A 15,341-nucleotide genomic window follows, 5' to 3' on the forward strand; every position below is an offset into this window, starting at 1 on the left:
TTATGTCTTTCCGTGATTTGCGCATCGGCTACAAGCTGGGCTTTTCCTTTCTTTTGCTGGTGCTGGCCACCGTGCTGATCGGGGGGGTGGCCTTGGTCCAACTGTCCCGCATCAACGCCAATACCCAGGACATTGCGACCAATTGGCTCCCCAGCGTCAAAGTGCTGGGGGATATGCGCATCTCCTTGAACCGTTTGCGGCGCTCCGAAGGGCGCATGGCGTCGGCCGCATCGCCCCTTGACCTGGAAACTCAGACCAAGGCGGCGGCGGACACCAAAGTCCTGTTTCTGAAGCAAGAGGGCGTCTATGCACCCATGGTCACTGCTGGCCGTGAAACTGAGTTGTTCAACCAATACAAGTCACAGCGCGATGCGTTTTTCGCGAGCCAGACGCGGCTTTTGAACTTTGCCAATTCCGGCAACATGGCGGCGACCCTGCAGTACTACGAAGGCGAGTCCGAAGCGTCATTCCTGAGTTTGGTGGACGCCATCGAGAAGCTGGCCCAGCTCAATGAAGAGGGGGCCAAAGAGGCCAGCATCAGTGCCGAAGCGTCATTCACCAGTTCACGGACCTTGTTGATTGCTGTGCTGGTGTTTGTGGTGATCACGGCCTCTTTGCTGGGCTGGATCATCACCAACATGATCAAAGCACCGCTGGCCGAAGCGGTGCGGGTGGCGCGCGACATCGCGGCCGGCAACCTCTCTCAACCCGTGCCTGTGCAAGGGCGCGATGAGGTGGGCGAGCTGTTGCAAGCCCTGGAGGACATGCGCAGCAGTTTGGCCGAGGTGGTCTCGGGCGTGCGGCGCAGCGCTGACGGCGTGGCCACGGCCAGCCATGAGATCGCCCAAGGCAACAACGACCTGTCCGCCCGCACCGAGCAGCAGGCTTCTGCACTCGAAGAGACCGCCGCATCGATGGAAGAGCTGGGCTCCACGGTCAAGCAAAACGCGGACAACGCGCGCTCGGCCAACCAACTGGCGCTGAACGCCTCCAACGTCGCCACCCAGGGGGGCGAGGTGGTGGCCGAGGTGGTCAGCACCATGAAGGGCATCAACGACAGCTCGCGCAAGATCGCCGACATCATCGGCGTGATCGATGGCATCGCCTTCCAGACCAACATCCTGGCCCTGAATGCGGCCGTGGAAGCGGCCCGCGCTGGTGAACAAGGCCGGGGTTTCGCGGTGGTGGCCAGCGAGGTGCGCAGCCTGGCTGGGCGCAGCGCCGAAGCAGCGCGGGAGATCAAGACTTTGATCGGCGCCAGCGTGGAGCGGGTTGAACAGGGCACCGCCTTGGTGGACCGGGCGGGGACCACCATGACCGAGGTGGTGAGCGCCATCCGCCGCGTGACCGACATCATGGGCGAGATCAGCGCGGCCAGTTCCGAGCAAAGCGCGGGTGTGTCACAAGTGGGCGAAGCGGTGACGCAGATGGACCAGGCCACGCAGCAAAACGCGGCCTTGGTGGAGCAGTCGGCGGCCGCGGCTGGCGCGTTGACCACCCAAGCCCAGGACTTGGTGCGCGCGGTGGCGGTGTTCCGCTTGGCGGGTGATGCCATGGCCACGGCATCTCCGTCGCGCCCTGTGGCAGCTCCTGTGCACCGCAGCGCGCCTGCCGTGGGGGCGCCTTCGGCTCGACCCACCCCGGCCGTGTCCCATGCCAAGCCCGCGTCCAGCCAAAGCCCAGCGCCCAGTCTGAGCGCACCCAAGGCTCACGCCCCTGCACCTTCTGCATCGGTGGCCAGCAAAGCCTCGGGCGGCAGTGAGGGGGATTGGGAAAGTTTTTAAGCGATAGCGCCTGTGAGACGACCTGGCTTGGCGTCCCTGGGCGCTCGCAGGGCGGTCTCCTCCAACCCGGTGACGTTTTTGCGGGGGGCGGCTGCTGGGCTCAGCCCGCCTTGAAGGGGCTGTGCGCGCGCAAGTCCTCCAGGTAATTCTGGATGCCTTCGCCTTCGCGCTCCAGAAAGCGTTGAACGGCGTCCGCGAAGGCCGGGTGCGCCAGCCAGTGGGCGCTGTGGGTGTTGACCGGCATCAGGGCCCGGGCCATTTTGTGTTCGCCTTGGGCGCCACCTTCAAAGCGGTCATAGCCCTGGTCAATGCACCAGGCCAGCGGCTGGTAATAACAGGCTTCGAAGTGCAGGCAATCCACGCGCTCCAGGGCCCCCCAGTAGCGGCCATAGGCGGTGCGCACGAGGCGGCCTTGGGCGTCGGAGGCAGTTTGCAGGGCAATCAGACTGCTGGCCATGGCCTGGCCATCGCGCTCGGCGATGAACAAAAGCCAGGACTCGCTTTGGTGCAGCGCCTGGGCGGCAAAGAAGGCGCGGCTCAGGTAGGGCGGGTTGCCATGTTCCAAGTAGGTGCGCTCGTAGCAGCGGTAGAAAAAGTCCCAGTCGGCCTCTGAGATGTCCGACCCTTGCGCCCAGCGAAAGCGCACGCCGGCTTGCTCGACCTTGCGCCGCTCTTGGCGGATTTTCTTGCGCTTTTCCTGGTTGAGTTGCGATAGAAAATCGTCGAAGTCGCGGTAGGCACGGTTATCCCAGTGGAACTGCACAGTGTGGCGCTGCATCAGGCCCAAGGCAGCGCAGGCCTGCAAATCGTCCTGGCTGCCGAACAGCAGGTGCAGGGAGGACAGCTGCAGTTTCTCGCAATGGGTCAGCACCGCGCCCAGCAGGGCCTCGCGCGCTGCGGCGTCCACCGCCAGCAAGCGTGCGCCCGGCACAGGGGTGAAAGGCACCGCCAGCACCGCTTTGGGGTAGTAGTTCAGACCATGTTGCTGGTAAGCCTGGGCCCAGGCCCAGTCGAAAACGTACTCGCCATAGGAGTGGTTTTTGACATAAAGCACGCAGGCGGCCTGCAGGGCGTCGCCGTGCCACAGGCTGATCAACTGCGGCAGCCAACCGGTGGCGGGGACGGCGCTGCCACTGTCCTCCAAGGCCATCAGGTAGGCATGGCGCAGAAAAGGTGTGGGCTGGGCTTGCTGGGCCAACAAACCATCCCAAAGGGACTCCGGCAGCGCTGCCAGCGAGTCCTGCACCCGGATGAGATAATCGTTCGAACTCATGGGCCGGGCCTGTTCGTCCTGCTGCCCCAAGGGCTCAGGCTTGGGGTACAGCCCTGGTGTATTGACCCTGCCTTCACCGCAATTTCTGTTCTCATGACTCTCCAAATCTGCGTCGTTCAGCTCAATTTTGTCGTGGGCGACATGCCCGGCAATGCCCGCAAGATCATCGATGCAGCGCAAACCGCCTACGCCCAAGGCGCGCGGCTGGTGTTGACGCCCGAGTTGTCCATTTGCGGCTACGCCGCGGAAGATCTGTATTTGCGCCCGGCATTCATGGCCGCTTGCGATGATGCCGTGAAACAGGTGGCGCAGGCGCTGGCGGGGTTAAAGGGGCTGTGCGTCGTGGTGGGGCATCCCTTGGGGGACCATGAGCGTGCGCGCTCGGTGTCGATCTCGCGCCGCTTCAATGCGGCCAGCGTGCTCCGCGAGGGCGAAGTGCTGGCCACCTACCGCAAGCGCGAGCTGCCCAACTACCAAGTGTTCGATGAACGCCGCTACTTCACGCCGGGCGATCAGCCTTGCGTGTTCGAGGTGGAGGGTGTGCGCGTGGGGCTGCTGATTTGCGAAGACGCCTGGTTTGATGCGCCCGCCCGCACTAGTCGTGAGGCAGGAGCAGAGTTGCTGGCGGTGATCAATGCGTCGCCGTTCCACATTGGCAAGTCGGCGGAGCGTTTGCAGCGCATGGCCACATGCGCTCGCAACGTCGATTTGCCCCTGATCTACGCCCATTTGGTGGGTGGGCAGGATGAGGTGGTGTTTGATGGCGCCTCCTTTGCGTTGCAGGCCAATGGCGTGCTGGCCGCGCAGGCGCCCAGCTTCCGTGAAGCCTTGTCGACCTTGCAGCTTCAGCGCCAGCCACAGGGGCTGGTGTTTGATGCCCAGACGGGCGCCAGCCTTGAGGCGCCGTCCCCCCAGGCAGAACTGTGGGACGCGCTGGTCACCGGGGTGCGCGACTATGTGGGCAAGAATGGTTTCCCGGGCGTGCTGCTGGGTTTGTCGGGGGGCATTGATTCCGCCTTGGTGCTGGCGATCGCCGTGGACGCCCTGGGCGCCGCCAAGGTGCGCACGGTGATGATGCCATCGCCCTACACGGCCGACATCTCTTGGATTGATGCGCGCGACATGGCGCAACGCCTGGGGGTGCGCTATGACGAGATCTCCATCGTGCCGGAGTTCGAGGCTTTCAAGGCCTCGCTGGCGGGCGACTTTGTCGGCCTGGCCGAGGACACGACCGAGGAAAACATCCAGGCCCGCATCCGGGGCACGTTGCTGATGGCCTTGTCGAACAAGTTCGGTTCCATCGTGCTCACCACCGGTAACAAAAGCGAGATGGCCACGGGCTATTGCACCTTGTACGGCGACATGGCCGGCGGGTTTGCCGTCATCAAGGACGTGGCCAAGACCGTGGTGTTCGACTTAGCCCGTTGGCGCAATGCCCACGACCCTTATGGGACGGGTGAGCAGCCCATTCCAGAGCGCATCATCACGCGACCGCCCAGTGCCGAGTTGCGTCCCGACCAAAAAGACCAAGACAGTCTGCCGCCCTACGAGGTGCTGGACGCCATCATCGAGCGTTACATGGAGAACGATGAGTCCATCGAAACTTTGGTGGCCGATGGCTTCGAACGTGCCGATGTGGAGCGTGTGACCCGGCTGATCAAGATCAACGAGTACAAACGGCGCCAATCCCCGGTGGGGATTCGTGTGACCCACCGCAGTTTCGGCAAAGATTGGCGTTACCCTATCACCAGCCGATTCCGAGCTTGAGGGTTTTGCCTCAACCGAGTCCAGATTCACGAAAAGGAGCATTCAACCCATGAAACAGATCACCGCCATCATCAAGCCGTTCAAGCTGGAAGAGGTTCGCGAAGCCTTGGCCGAATGCGGCGTGACCGGCCTGACCGTCACCGAGGTCAAGGGTTTTGGCCGTCAAAAAGGCCACACTGAGCTGTACCGCGGTGCCGAGTACGTGGTGGACTTTTTGCCCAAGGTGAAGATCGAGGTCGTGGTCAAGGGCGATGACGTGGACCGCTGCGTGGACGCCATCGTGCGTGTGGCCCGCACCGGCAAAATCGGTGATGGCAAGATTTTCATCACCGCCGTGGAGCGCGTGGTGCGCATTCGCACCGGTGAACAAGACGAATCGGCAGTCTGAGCTTCACCTGCCAGGTTCAATGGCGCGGTGGCCCATGCAGGGCTGTCGCGCTTTTTTATTTGGCTTGCCGGAATGGGGCGGTGCAGTCATCCCATCCGCTCAAAGTGTCAGAGCTGGCTGGCCAGCAAGGGGCTTTGATGGCTCAGGCCGGCTCTTTGAATCAGTTGAGGGAGTAATGCACCGGCGTCAGGGCCGCTCTGGATCAGCGACATTTGCCACTCGCTCATGAAGCCGCTGGCCACGCTGGTGTTCAGAAAATCCAGCAGTTGGGTGTAGTAGCCGTTCAGGTTGAGCAGGCCAATCGGCTTGTCGTGGTAACCCAGCTGACGCCACGTCCAAACCTCGAACAGCTCTTCGAGGGTGCCGATGCCGCCGGGGATGGCCAAGAAAGCGTCGGCTCGTTCGGCCATCATGGCTTTGCGTTGGTGCATGTTGTCAACGATGTGCAATTCGTCGCAATCCTTGTTGGCGAATTCGCGCTCCACCAGCGCGGTCGGAATCACGCCAAGCACCCGCCCTCCCGCTTCTTGTGTGGCCTGCGCCACCAAGCCCATGAGCCCGTTGTTGCCCCCCCCATAGACGAGTTGGCCGCCATGCCGGCCGATCCAGTGGCCCACGGCCGTGGCGCAAGCAGCGAAGTCTGGGTCCACTCCAGGACGGGAGCCGCAGTAAACGGCCAATGAAAAGGCAGGTTGAGTCATGTCAAAAATCGATTCCAAAGGGCACCAGCCCAGGTGAAGAACGCCAGCAGAAGGCTGAGCAGCACGGCGGCACTGCCCATGTCCTTGGCGCGCTTGGACAGGCTGTGCCACTCGGGACCAATGCGGTCAATGGCGGTTTCTATGCCCGTGTTGAGCAACTCGACCAGCATGACCAGCAAGACCACCCCAACCAGCAGGCTGCGCTCCACCCAGTTCTGGCCCAGCCAACAGGCCAGTGGCAACAAGAGCGCAGAAGCTATCGCTTCCTGTCTGAATGCGGGCTCGTACCAGCCGGCTTTGAGCCCTGCCAGGGAGTAGCCCGCAGCGTGCCAAAGTCGCTTCAGTCCACGGCGCTTGAGAGGCTTGGGAGCGTCTGAGCCCGTGTTGGGTCGGGTCGATGGAGTCGAGTCCATGTGCTCGCTGGGATCTGGCCTCAGCGGCTCAGGGGCTCGGAGTGCACCAGCCGCGTTCCGGCCCAGGCATCGTGCCAAAACTGACCTTGGGGGTGAAAGCGGCTCAGCAGTGCCCAGACCGCCACCCAGCCCAGCACGATGACGGCAATTTCACCCACGCTGAGGTTGAACGGTGCAACCGCACCCAAGGGGGGGATCAGCCAGACCCAGCTCAGCGCATAACGACCCAGGGCGCGGGTTTGACTGATGGCAAGGCCTTGGCGGTCGACCACTCGGATGTTCCAGGTTTTCATGGCCAGTGTTTGGCCTTTGGCCCAGAACCAGGTGAAGTAGATACCGAACACCACAAACAAGAAGGCCTGCAAGGCATGTCGGTTGTCCAGTGCATGCCGGGTCTGGCTCAGCGTGCTGAATAAATAGCCCGAGATGAACACCACGCCGAACATCAGCATGCCCTCGTACAGCCAACAGGCCATGCGCCGTTTGATGGCGGGGGCGGTCAGGTCAGTCACTGCAGGGGACTTTGGAATGGATGGGGAGGTCACGCCGGGCGGGGCCATCGTTTCATTGGAGCCTGGGCTCAAGGCTTGCTGGACGGGGTGGCCGCGGTAGCCGTGCTCCTGGCAGCCACTGTGGCTTGTGGCAGCAAGGTGTGCATGTCGACGTGATGAGGGCCGGTTTGAATCTTGCCCGACTGGCGGGTATCGGTCTTAGGGGGCGGCAATTGGGTCAGCTTTTGCGGCGGCACGGGCTTGACCGGTGTAGCTGCGCCGACCGGATGCGCCGGTGCTTGGCTGACCAGTTTTTGCCGCTCTTCATCGCTCAAGGCTTGGTAGGCCTCCCACTGGGCCTTTTTGTTGTCTGGTGCCAGCTGGTTGGTTTGGGCGTAATTCAGGCGAGCTTGGACGCGCTCTTGCACCGTCAGCGTGACCCATTCCGTCATGCGGCTGTGCAGCTTCTCCTTCTCATCGTCAGAGAGGCTGCGATAGTTGTGAGACAGGGCAATCCACTTGCGCTTGTGTGCCTCGCTGAGTTGATCCCAGCGCGATGACAGGGGTTCCAGCGCCTCCTGCTGACGCCGGGTCAGTTCATTCCAGTGGGGGCGACTGATCGTCACGACCGGTTTGGCAACCGTCTTGGGCGCTTTGTTGGGCTCGACTTGGGCAGAGGGCGCTTGCCCCCCAGAGGTGGCTCCAAGTGGTGGTTGGCTGTGCTCTGCCGCTTGGCTCTCTTCAGTTGGCGTGCCGGTCGTGCCAGCCTGTGCCCAAGCCGCCGTCGTCGCGGCCGCCCATAGCAACGCCGAACCCAAACAGCTTGCGAAGCATGGACGCCGAGAGACGGATGACAGCCGGATTTCCAGGGGCATGTGGCGAAAGTTCAACGGACTTCGGAGGCTTGGGTTTTCAGGAATTGAAGAAAGCCCGGATCTGCATAGGCTTGGGGCGGCAGATCATCGGTGAGCAAGGCGGCGTCGACTTCTGCAATTTCGTTGACGCGGTCGTCATCTAAGACATTCTGAATCACAAACAGCCCAGCCACCAGTGCCAGCAGGGGGATGGCTGAAGCCAGTCGACCCCAGAGCCCAAATCCGTCGCCACCGCCGAAATTCAGCGCTGCGACACCGCCGCCGGTTTGGACCACCGCAGGTGCGGCGTGAACCGCGACGGCCTTGCGTTTGGCCAGGGCTTGCATGCGGGCAGCTCGCAGGCGCTCAGAAACGTCATAGGGCAGTTCTTGGGTGCTGGCGTCCAGCCGAGCTGCGATGCGACGGCCCAGTATGTCTTCAGCGGCCATCAGCGAAGGGGGGTGTTGCAGCAATGTTTTCATGGTTGTAATCCCTTTGCCTTCAGTGCTCGCCCCAGCGCTTGAACAGCTCTGGAGCAGTGTGTTTTCACGCTGCCTTCTGAGCAGCCCATGGCCGCAGCAGTTTCTGCAACGTCCATTTCCTCCCAGTAACGCATGAGGAAGGCTTCTCGTTGACGTGCTGGCAACTCTTGTATTTCATTTTCGATGGCGCGCAAGATTTGTGCCCGTCGGGTGGTGTCTTCGGCGCTCTCCGTCTGCTCTGAGGGGTCAGAGCCGCGAAAAGTTTCCAGCAAATCGAAATCACCTTCGTCACCGGCTCCTTCGAAGTCACTCAGGCTGCTGAACAGCGCGTTGCGCGTTTTTTGCCGGCGAAACCAATCGAGAGTGCAGTTCGACAGGATGCGTTGAAACAGCATGGGCAACTCGCCCGCCGGTTTGTCGCCGTAATGCTCGGCGAGCTTCATCATGCTGTCTTGGACGATGTCGAGCGCCGCTTCCTCATTGCGAACGTGGTACAGCGAGCGTTTGAAGGCGCGCTTTTCCACATTCTTCAGGAAATCCGATAGTTCTTGTTCGGTGGCCAAGTGGGCTCGGGCATGAGGACCATGCGTTGTGTCGTAGGGGTGACTGCTGCCGAAACAGGTCGTTCGGCGCGGATTATGGCACCCTGAGCTCTAAATTTTTGCTGCACTGCGTTATTTCCGTGTTGCGGATGCGATAATAGAGAAGCAAATTAACGGCAAACGGGTCACCGTCCGGCGCAAGAATCAGTGCGCCCATGGCTGTGGTCCTAAGTTCCAACGCGGCTCCACAAGAGTTCGGGAAGGGGCACCCAAGGTTTTTCGTCAGAGAAATTCACAAAGGTTGATCATGGAAGTGTCTAAGGCCGAACTGGCCTCCGCCGCAGCAGCGGCTTCGCCCACTCAAGAGTTGATGGGCTCTGAAATTCTCATCAAGGGCTTGCAAGCCGAAGGTGTCAAGTACATCTGGGGCTACCCTGGTGGTGCGGTGCTCTACATCTACGACGCACTCTACAAACAAGACACCATTCAGCACGTGCTGGTGCGCCACGAGCAGGCGGCTGTGCATGCGGCCGATGGCTATGCCCGAGCAACGGGTGATGTGGGTGTGGCGCTTGTGACTTCGGGTCCTGGCCTGACCAATGCTGTGACCGGTATTGCCACGGCGTACATGGACAGCATCCCGATGGTGATCATCAGCGGCCAGGTGCCGACTGCAGCCATCGGGCTGGATGCGTTTCAGGAGTGTGACACCGTCGGTATCACCCGTCCGATTGTCAAGCACAACTTCCTGGTCAAAGATCCGCGCGATCTGGCCATGACGCTCAAGAAAGCGTTCCACATCGCCCGCAGTGGCCGCCCGGGCCCGGTGGTGGTGGATGTGCCCAAAGACGTTTCCTTTAAGAAGATTCCTTACACCGGCTACCCCGAGTCGGTGGAAATGCGTTCCTACAACCCGGTGCGCAAGGGCCATGGCGGTCAGATCCGCAAGGCTCTGCAACTGTTGTTGACTGCCAAGCGTCCCTACATCTACACCGGCGGTGGTGTCTTGCTGGGCAATGCCACCCAAGAACTGCGCACGCTGGTCGAACTGCTTGGCTACCCAGTCACCAACACCTTGATGGGTCTGGGTGCCTTCCCCGCATCTGACCGCAAGTTCCTGGGCATGCTGGGCATGCACGGCACGGTTGAGGCCAACAATGCCATGCAGAACTGTGATGTGCTGCTGGCGGTGGGGGCCCGTTTCGATGACCGCGTGATTGGCAATCCCAAGCACTTCGCGCAAAACGAACGCAAGATCATCCACATCGACATCGATCCGTCGAGCATCTCCAAGCGCGTCAAAGTTGATATCCCGATCGTTGGTGATGTCAAGGATGTCCTGGGGGAGTTGATCAGCATGATCCGTGAAGGCAGCCAGCGTCCGGACGCCTCGGCCCTCGGCGCCTGGTGGGACACGATTGAAGGTTGGCGCAAGCGCGACTGCCTGAAGTACGACCATGGCAATGGCGAAGTCATCAAGCCTCAGTACGTGGTCGAGACGCTTTGGAACATGACCCGCGACGCCGACACCTACATCACCTCGGATGTGGGCCAGCATCAGATGTGGGCTGCGCAGTACTACCGCTTTGACGAGCCACGCCGCTGGATCAATTCCGGTGGTCTGGGCACCATGGGTGTGGGCATTCCCTACGCCATGGGCATAAAGCTGGCCAAGCCCGACAGCGAAGTGTTCTGCATCACGGGCGAAGGCTCGGTTCAGATGAACATCCAAGAGCTGTCCACTTGCTTGCAGTACAACACGCCGATCAAGATCTGCGCTTTGAACAACCGTTACTTGGGCATGGTGCGTCAGTGGCAAGAGATTGAGTACTCGGGCCGCTACAGCCACAGCTACATGGACGCCTTGCCCAACTTCGTCAAGCTGGCGGAAGCCTATGGCCACGTTGGCATGTTGATCGAACGTCCTGAAGATGTGGAGCCCGCGCTGCGTGAGGCTCGCAAGCTCAAGGACCGCACGGTGTTCATGGACTTCCGCACGGATCCCACCGAGAACGTGTTCCCGATGGTGCAGGCCGGCAAGGGCATCACCGAAATGCTGCTGGGGTCGGAAGACCTCTGACACGCGAAGCCGCTGCTCCATCGGAGTGGCGCGCCTTCTTTCTTTTTTGACGAATCTATTGCCCGCCAAGCCTGGCCATTACCGTGGTTGGGGGAGGGCGGCGAGAAGAGGAATCCCCTATGAAGCACATCATCGCTGTCCTGCTCGAGAACGAAGCAGGGGCCTTGTCCCGCGTGGTTGGTCTGTTTTCGGCCCGCGGCTACAACATTGAATCCCTCACGGTAGCGCCCACTGAGGACCCCAGCCTGTCGCGGATGACCATCCAGACCACCGGGTCCGATGACGTCATTGAACAGATCACCAAGCACCTCAACCGCCTGATTGAAGTGGTCAAGGTGGTCGACCTCACCGAAGGCGCTTACACCGAGCGCGAACTGATGATGGTCAAGGTGCGTGCGGTCGGCAAGGAGCGCGAAGAAATGAAGCGCATGGCCGACATCTTCCGTGGTCGCATCATCGACGTCACCGAGAAGAGCTACACCATCGAATTGACGGGCGACCAGTCCAAGAACGACGCCTTCTTGCAGGCCATCGACCGCAGCGCCATTTTGGAGACGGTTCGCACCGGCGCCAGTGGTATCGGCCGGGGTGAGAGAATACTGCGCGTTTGAGTTTCCGTTCGGACGCGTTTGGACGGGCTCAACGCGTGCCGATTTTGCCAAGGCGATTGTTTCAAGCGTTCGCCCCGAGCCTGTCATTGGGCGTTATCGCCAAACCTAATTTCACTGGAGAGCAGAATGAAAGTTTTTTACGACAAGGATTGTGATCTGAGCCTGATCAAGGGCAAGACTGTGGCCATCATCGGTTACGGCTCGCAAGGTCACGCCCACGCCCAAAACCTGAACGACAGCGGCGTGAAGGTCGTGGTCGGTCTGCGCAAGGGTGGCGCATCGTGGGACAAGGTCGGCAAGGCCGGTCTGAACGTCCTGGAAGTCAACGACGCCGTCAAGGCCGCTGACGTGGTCATGATTCTGTTGCCCGACGAGCAAATCGCCGAGGTCTACACCAACAACGTGGCCCCGAACATCAAGCAAGGCGCTTCGCTGGCTTTCGCGCACGGCTTCAACGTGCACTACAACCAAGTCGTGCCCCGCGCTGACCTGGACGTCTGGATGGTGGCCCCCAAGGCCCCGGGCCACACCGTGCGCTCGACCTACGCCCAAGGCGGCGGCGTCCCCCACCTGGTGGCTGTGCATCAAGACAAGAGCGGCAAGGCCCGTGACCTGGCCCTGTCCTACGCCATGGCCAACGGTGGCGGCAAGGCCGGCATCATTGAGACCAACTTCAAGGAAGAAACCGAAACCGACCTGTTCGGCGAGCAAGCCGTGCTGTGCGGTGGCGCTGTTGAGCTGATCAAGATGGGTTACGAAACCCTGGTCGAAGCTGGCTACGCCCCTGAAATGGCTTACTTCGAGTGCCTGCACGAACTCAAGCTGATCGTTGACCTGATCTATGAAGGCGGTATCGCCAACATGAACTACTCGATCTCGAACAACGCCGAGTTCGGTGAGTACGTGACCGGTCCGGAAGTCATCAACGAGCAGTCGCGCGCTGCCATGCGCAACGCCCTGAAGCGCATCCAGAACGGTGACTACGCCAAGATGTTCATCCAAGAAGGCCGTCTGAACTACCCGAGCATGACCGCTCGCCGCCGCAACACCGCTGACCACTCGATCGAGCAAGTCGGTGGCCAACTGCGCGCCATGATGCCTTGGATCGCCAAGAACAAGCTGGTTGACCAAACCCGCAACTGATGCCATGAGCGGCCTGTGCCGCTCCTTGCATGACCAGGGCCACCTTCGTGTGGCCCTTTTCTTTGTGGGGCCGGGGCTTGGCGTGGCTTAAACTCCGTCTGTTGTACCGCACGCTGTCTCACTGCGTTGCGCTTGGTTTTTTTTGGAGGATGTTTCATGCACGATGGCAAGCCGTCATCACCCGACACCGTTGACGAGGTGGTGCTGCCAAAGCGCAGAAAAGGTATCTACGTCCTGCCCAATCTGTTCACCTTGGCGGCGCTTTTTGGTGGGTTCTACTCGATCGTGATGGCCATGAATGGCCGCTTTGATCTGGCCGCCGTGGGGGTTTTTTGTGCCATGGTGCTCGACAGCCTGGATGGCCGAGTGGCTCGCATGACCAACACCCAGAGCGCGTTTGGCGAGCAAATGGACTCTCTGGCTGACATGGTGTCATTTGGTGCCGCACCGGCCTTGATCGCTTACGAATGGGCACTCAAGGGTTTGGGGCGCTGGGGTTGGATCGCCGCCTTTGTTTACTGCGCTTGCGCGGCCTTGCGTTTGGCGCGGTTCAATGTCAACACGGCGGTGGTCGATAAGCGCTATTTTCAGGGCTTGCCCTCACCCGCGGCGGCCGCATTGGTGGCGGGCCTGATTTGGCTGGTGACCGATGCCGGTATTCGCAGTGGCGACTCCTCCTGGCTGAGTTGGACGCAAGTGACTTGGATAACTTTTGCATTCACTCTTTACGCTGGGTTGACCATGGTCACCAATGTGCCTTTCTACAGCTTCAAGGAAGTGCATCTCAAGCGCAGCGTCCCCTTCGCGGTGATCGTTTTGATCGCTTTGGGCATTGCCGTGATCAACATTCACCCCCCGGTGGTGTTGTTCGCTTTGTTTGTGATCTACGGCCTCAGCGGCTACGGTGTTTACATCTGGCGCCGCACCAAGGGCATGCAAACCAGCGTCATCAGTACTTCCACCGATGAACCGGACGAGCGCGGCCTGCACAAGTAAAGTCAGCTGTGCTAAAGTCAAAAGATGCGTGTCTCACACTCTTTGCGAACCGGCGTTTCGGCACTTCTCAAGCTGGAGTTGATGTCGTTTGCCGTTTTGTCGCTAGTGGCCTTTCTGCTAAGCAAGGCGGGCTGAGCGCGTACACCTGACACCAGAGTTACCCTGCGAGGCCCGCCAGTTAGCTGTTGCGGGCCTTTTTGTTTTCGGGTCCTATCAAATATTTCCGGAGATCCCCCATGACCGATAAGCTGATCATTTTCGACACCACCTTGCGTGACGGTGAGCAATCCCCGGGTGCGTCCATGACCAAGGATGAAAAGCTGCGAATTGCCCGTCAACTCGAGCGTCTGCGTGTGGACGTGATCGAAGCCGGTTTTGCGGCGAGTTCCAATGGCGACTTTGAAGCTGTGCAGAGCATTGCCAACGCCATCAAGGACTCCACCATTTGCTCGCTGTCGCGCGCCAATGACCGCGACATCTCGCGCGCTGCAGAGGCCTTGCGGGGTGCCAACAGCTCGCGCATCCACACCTTCATTGCCACGTCCCCGCTGCACATGGAGAAGAAGCTGCGCATGACGCCCGATCAGGTGTTGGAGCAAGCCAAGCAAGCCGTGCGCTTTGCCCGCAATCTGGTGTCGGACGTTGAATTCAGCCCTGAAGATGGTTATCGCAGTGACATGGATTTCCTGTGCCGCGTGCTCGAAGCCGTGATCAACGAAGGTGCGACCACCCTCAACATCCCGGACACCGTGGGCTACGCCGTGCCCGAGCTGTATGGCAACTTCATCAAGACGCTGCGCGAGCGCGTGCCGAACTCGGACAAGGCCATCTGGTCGGTGCATTGCCACAACGACTTGGGCATGGCTGTGGCCAACTCCCTGGCCGGCGTCAAGATCGGTGGCGCCCGCCAGGTCGAGTGCACCATCAACGGGCTGGGTGAGCGCGCAGGCAACTGCTCGCTCGAAGAAGTCGTGATGGCCGTCAAGACCCGCCGCGACTACTTCAACCTGGCGCTCAACATCGACACCCAGCACATCGTGGCCGCCAGCCGCATGGTCAGCCAGACCACGGGCTTTGTCGTGCAGCCCAACAAAGCGGTGGTGGGCGCCAACGCCTTCGCCCACGCCTCGGGCATCCATCAGGATGGTGTGCTCAAGGCCCGTGACACCTACGAAATCATGCGCGCCGAAGACGTGGGCTGGTCGGCCAACAAAATCGTGCTGGGCAAGCTCAGCGGCCGCAACGCTTTCAAGCAGCGCCTGCAAGAGCTGGGTGTTAGCCTGGAAAGTGAACAGGAAGTGAACGTGGCGTTTGCCCGCTTCAAGGAGCTGGCCGACCGCAAGAGCGAGATCTTCGACGAGGACATCCTGGCCTTGGTCAGTGATGAAAGCGTCACGGCTGACAAGGAACAGTACGGCTTGGTGTCCCTGTCGCAGCACAGCGAGACGGGTGAGCGTCCCCGGGCTTCCATCGTGTTCACGGTGGATGGCAAGGAAGTGCGCGGCGAGTCCGACGGCAACGGCCCGGTGGATGCTTCTTTGAAGGCCATCGAGTCCCTGGTCAAGAGCGGTGCCGAAATGGTGCTGTACTCGGTCAACGCCATCAGCGGCTCCACGGAGAGCCAGGGTGAGGTGACGGTGCGCTTGCAGAACAGCGGTCGGGTGGTCAACGGTGTTGGATCGGATCCGGACATCGTGGTGGCCTCTGCCAAGGCCTACCTGAGTGCTCTCAACAAATTGCAAAGTAAAGCGGATCGGGTCGCGGCCCAAGGCTGACTGGCGTCTTTATAATTGGCAGTCAGCATGAAAAAACTCGC

15 protein-coding genes are annotated in these 15,341 nt (G+C 60.8%); 8 read left to right on the forward strand and 7 right to left on the reverse strand.

Annotated elements, in window-relative coordinates; genetic code table 11:
* The first annotated feature begins 2 nt into the window (after positions 1–2).
* Positions 3–1,784, forward strand: coding sequence for a methyl-accepting chemotaxis protein (locus tag PSQ39_RS07445; protein WP_273926069.1), 1,782 nt, complete (start codon positions 3–5; stop codon positions 1,782–1,784).
* A 100-nt stretch (positions 1,785–1,884) separates the two neighbouring features.
* Here PSQ39_RS07445 and PSQ39_RS07450 read toward each other — a convergent pair whose 3' ends face one another.
* The gene (locus PSQ39_RS07450) at positions 1,885–3,057 is read right to left on the reverse strand and encodes a GNAT family N-acetyltransferase (protein WP_273926071.1); all 1,173 of its coding nucleotides are present in this window, start codon (positions 3,055–3,057) and stop codon (positions 1,885–1,887) included.
* Between the two features lie 93 nt (positions 3,058–3,150).
* On the opposite strand from PSQ39_RS07450, the gene PSQ39_RS07455 reads away from it, so the two are divergent.
* Together PSQ39_RS07455 and PSQ39_RS07460 are read left to right on the forward strand one after the other, a co-directional pair.
* Positions 3,151–4,824 (forward strand): NAD+ synthase, encoded by a 1,674-nt coding sequence (locus PSQ39_RS07455; RefSeq protein ID WP_273926072.1) that lies wholly within the window; start codon positions 3,151–3,153, stop codon positions 4,822–4,824.
* A 49-nt stretch (positions 4,825–4,873) separates the two neighbouring features.
* Positions 4,874–5,212 carry a P-II family nitrogen regulator gene (locus tag PSQ39_RS07460; RefSeq protein ID WP_273926073.1) on the forward strand — a complete coding sequence of 113 codons (339 nt, stop codon included), beginning with the start codon at positions 4,874–4,876 and terminating at the stop codon, positions 5,210–5,212.
* Between the two features lie 107 nt (positions 5,213–5,319).
* Here the strand turns inward: PSQ39_RS07460 and PSQ39_RS07465 are convergent, their stop codons facing one another.
* Genes PSQ39_RS07465 through PSQ39_RS07490 form a run of 6 tightly spaced genes read right to left on the reverse strand, consistent with a single transcriptional unit; the run spans position 5,320 to position 8,716 of the window.
* Entirely contained in the window at positions 5,320–5,913 is a 594-nt protein-coding gene (locus PSQ39_RS07465; RefSeq protein ID WP_273926074.1) for an LOG family protein, read from the reverse strand.
* Positions 5,910–6,326, reverse strand: coding sequence for a diacylglycerol kinase (locus tag PSQ39_RS07470; RefSeq protein ID WP_273926075.1), 417 nt, complete (start codon positions 6,324–6,326; stop codon positions 5,910–5,912). Before PSQ39_RS07470 ends, PSQ39_RS07465 begins: the two co-directional genes overlap by 4 nt.
* Positions 6,327–6,346: 20 nt before the next feature.
* Positions 6,347–6,886 carry an RDD family protein gene (locus PSQ39_RS07475; protein WP_409242009.1) on the reverse strand — a complete coding sequence of 180 codons (540 nt, stop codon included), beginning with the start codon at positions 6,884–6,886 and terminating at the stop codon, positions 6,347–6,349.
* A 20-nt stretch (positions 6,887–6,906) separates the two neighbouring features.
* Entirely contained in the window at positions 6,907–7,707 is an 801-nt protein-coding gene (locus PSQ39_RS07480) for a DUF3106 domain-containing protein (protein WP_273926077.1), read from the reverse strand.
* Positions 7,704–8,153 carry a DUF3619 family protein gene (locus PSQ39_RS07485; RefSeq protein ID WP_273926078.1) on the reverse strand — a complete coding sequence of 150 codons (450 nt, stop codon included), beginning with the start codon at positions 8,151–8,153 and terminating at the stop codon, positions 7,704–7,706. Before PSQ39_RS07485 ends, PSQ39_RS07480 begins: the two co-directional genes overlap by 4 nt.
* Positions 8,150–8,716 carry an RNA polymerase sigma factor gene (locus PSQ39_RS07490; protein WP_273926079.1) on the reverse strand — a complete coding sequence of 189 codons (567 nt, stop codon included), beginning with the start codon at positions 8,714–8,716 and terminating at the stop codon, positions 8,150–8,152. The genes PSQ39_RS07485 and PSQ39_RS07490 overlap by 4 nt, the downstream gene beginning before the upstream one ends.
* Before the next feature lie 286 nt (positions 8,717–9,002).
* Here PSQ39_RS07490 and PSQ39_RS07495 point away from each other — a divergent pair, with 286 nt between their 5' ends.
* The 5 genes from PSQ39_RS07495 to PSQ39_RS07515 all read left to right on the forward strand — a co-directional run bounded on the left by PSQ39_RS07495 (position 9,003) and on the right by PSQ39_RS07515 (position 15,300).
* On the forward strand, positions 9,003–10,775 hold the full coding sequence (locus PSQ39_RS07495) for an acetolactate synthase 3 catalytic subunit (RefSeq protein WP_273926080.1): 1,773 nt from the start codon (positions 9,003–9,005) through the stop codon (positions 10,773–10,775).
* Between the two features lie 119 nt (positions 10,776–10,894).
* Entirely contained in the window at positions 10,895–11,386 is a 492-nt protein-coding gene (gene ilvN, locus PSQ39_RS07500; protein ID WP_273926081.1) for an acetolactate synthase small subunit, read from the forward strand.
* A 126-nt stretch (positions 11,387–11,512) separates the two neighbouring features.
* A complete protein-coding gene (gene ilvC / locus PSQ39_RS07505) occupies positions 11,513–12,529 on the forward strand; it encodes a ketol-acid reductoisomerase (protein ID WP_273926082.1) in 1,017 nt (338 codons plus the stop codon).
* A 156-nt stretch (positions 12,530–12,685) separates the two neighbouring features.
* Positions 12,686–13,525 (forward strand): CDP-diacylglycerol--serine O-phosphatidyltransferase, encoded by an 840-nt coding sequence (gene pssA, locus PSQ39_RS07510; protein ID WP_273926083.1) that lies wholly within the window; start codon positions 12,686–12,688, stop codon positions 13,523–13,525.
* A gap of 236 nt (positions 13,526–13,761) precedes the next feature.
* Positions 13,762–15,300 carry a 2-isopropylmalate synthase gene (locus PSQ39_RS07515; protein ID WP_273926084.1) on the forward strand — a complete coding sequence of 513 codons (1,539 nt, stop codon included), beginning with the start codon at positions 13,762–13,764 and terminating at the stop codon, positions 15,298–15,300.
* The last annotated feature ends 41 nt before the right edge of the window (positions 15,301–15,341 follow it).

Origin of the sequence: Curvibacter microcysteis (assembly GCF_028649455.1) — a bacterium.
Taxonomy (GTDB): domain Bacteria; phylum Pseudomonadota; class Gammaproteobacteria; order Burkholderiales; family Burkholderiaceae_C; genus Curvibacter; species Curvibacter microcysteis.

What these genes read in the sequence shown, in the direction of transcription:
- PSQ39_RS07460 (WP_273926073.1), top strand. Translation starts at nt 4,874, where the DNA reads ATGAAACAGATCACCGCCATCATCAAGCCGTTCAAGCTGGAAGAGGTT.
- PSQ39_RS07450 (WP_273926071.1), bottom strand. Translation starts at nt 3,057, where the DNA reads ATGAGTTCGAACGATTATCTCATCCGGGTGCAGGACTCGCTGGCAGCG.
- ilvN (WP_273926081.1), top strand. Translation starts at nt 10,895, where the DNA reads ATGAAGCACATCATCGCTGTCCTGCTCGAGAACGAAGCAGGGGCCTTG.
- PSQ39_RS07465 (WP_273926074.1), bottom strand. Translation starts at nt 5,913, where the DNA reads ATGACTCAACCTGCCTTTTCATTGGCCGTTTACTGCGGCTCCCGTCCT.
- PSQ39_RS07475 (WP_409242009.1), bottom strand. Translation starts at nt 6,886, where the DNA reads ATGGCCCCGCCCGGCGTGACCTCCCCATCCATTCCAAAGTCCCCTGCA.
- ilvC (WP_273926082.1), top strand. Translation starts at nt 11,513, where the DNA reads ATGAAAGTTTTTTACGACAAGGATTGTGATCTGAGCCTGATCAAGGGC.
- pssA (WP_273926083.1), top strand. Translation starts at nt 12,686, where the DNA reads ATGCACGATGGCAAGCCGTCATCACCCGACACCGTTGACGAGGTGGTG.
- PSQ39_RS07470 (WP_273926075.1), bottom strand. Translation starts at nt 6,326, where the DNA reads ATGGACTCGACTCCATCGACCCGACCCAACACGGGCTCAGACGCTCCC.
- PSQ39_RS07445 (WP_273926069.1), top strand. Translation starts at nt 3, where the DNA reads ATGTCTTTCCGTGATTTGCGCATCGGCTACAAGCTGGGCTTTTCCTTT.
- PSQ39_RS07495 (WP_273926080.1), top strand. Translation starts at nt 9,003, where the DNA reads ATGGAAGTGTCTAAGGCCGAACTGGCCTCCGCCGCAGCAGCGGCTTCG.
- PSQ39_RS07455 (WP_273926072.1), top strand. Translation starts at nt 3,151, where the DNA reads ATGACTCTCCAAATCTGCGTCGTTCAGCTCAATTTTGTCGTGGGCGAC.
- PSQ39_RS07485 (WP_273926078.1), bottom strand. Translation starts at nt 8,153, where the DNA reads ATGAAAACATTGCTGCAACACCCCCCTTCGCTGATGGCCGCTGAAGAC.
- PSQ39_RS07515 (WP_273926084.1), top strand. Translation starts at nt 13,762, where the DNA reads ATGACCGATAAGCTGATCATTTTCGACACCACCTTGCGTGACGGTGAG.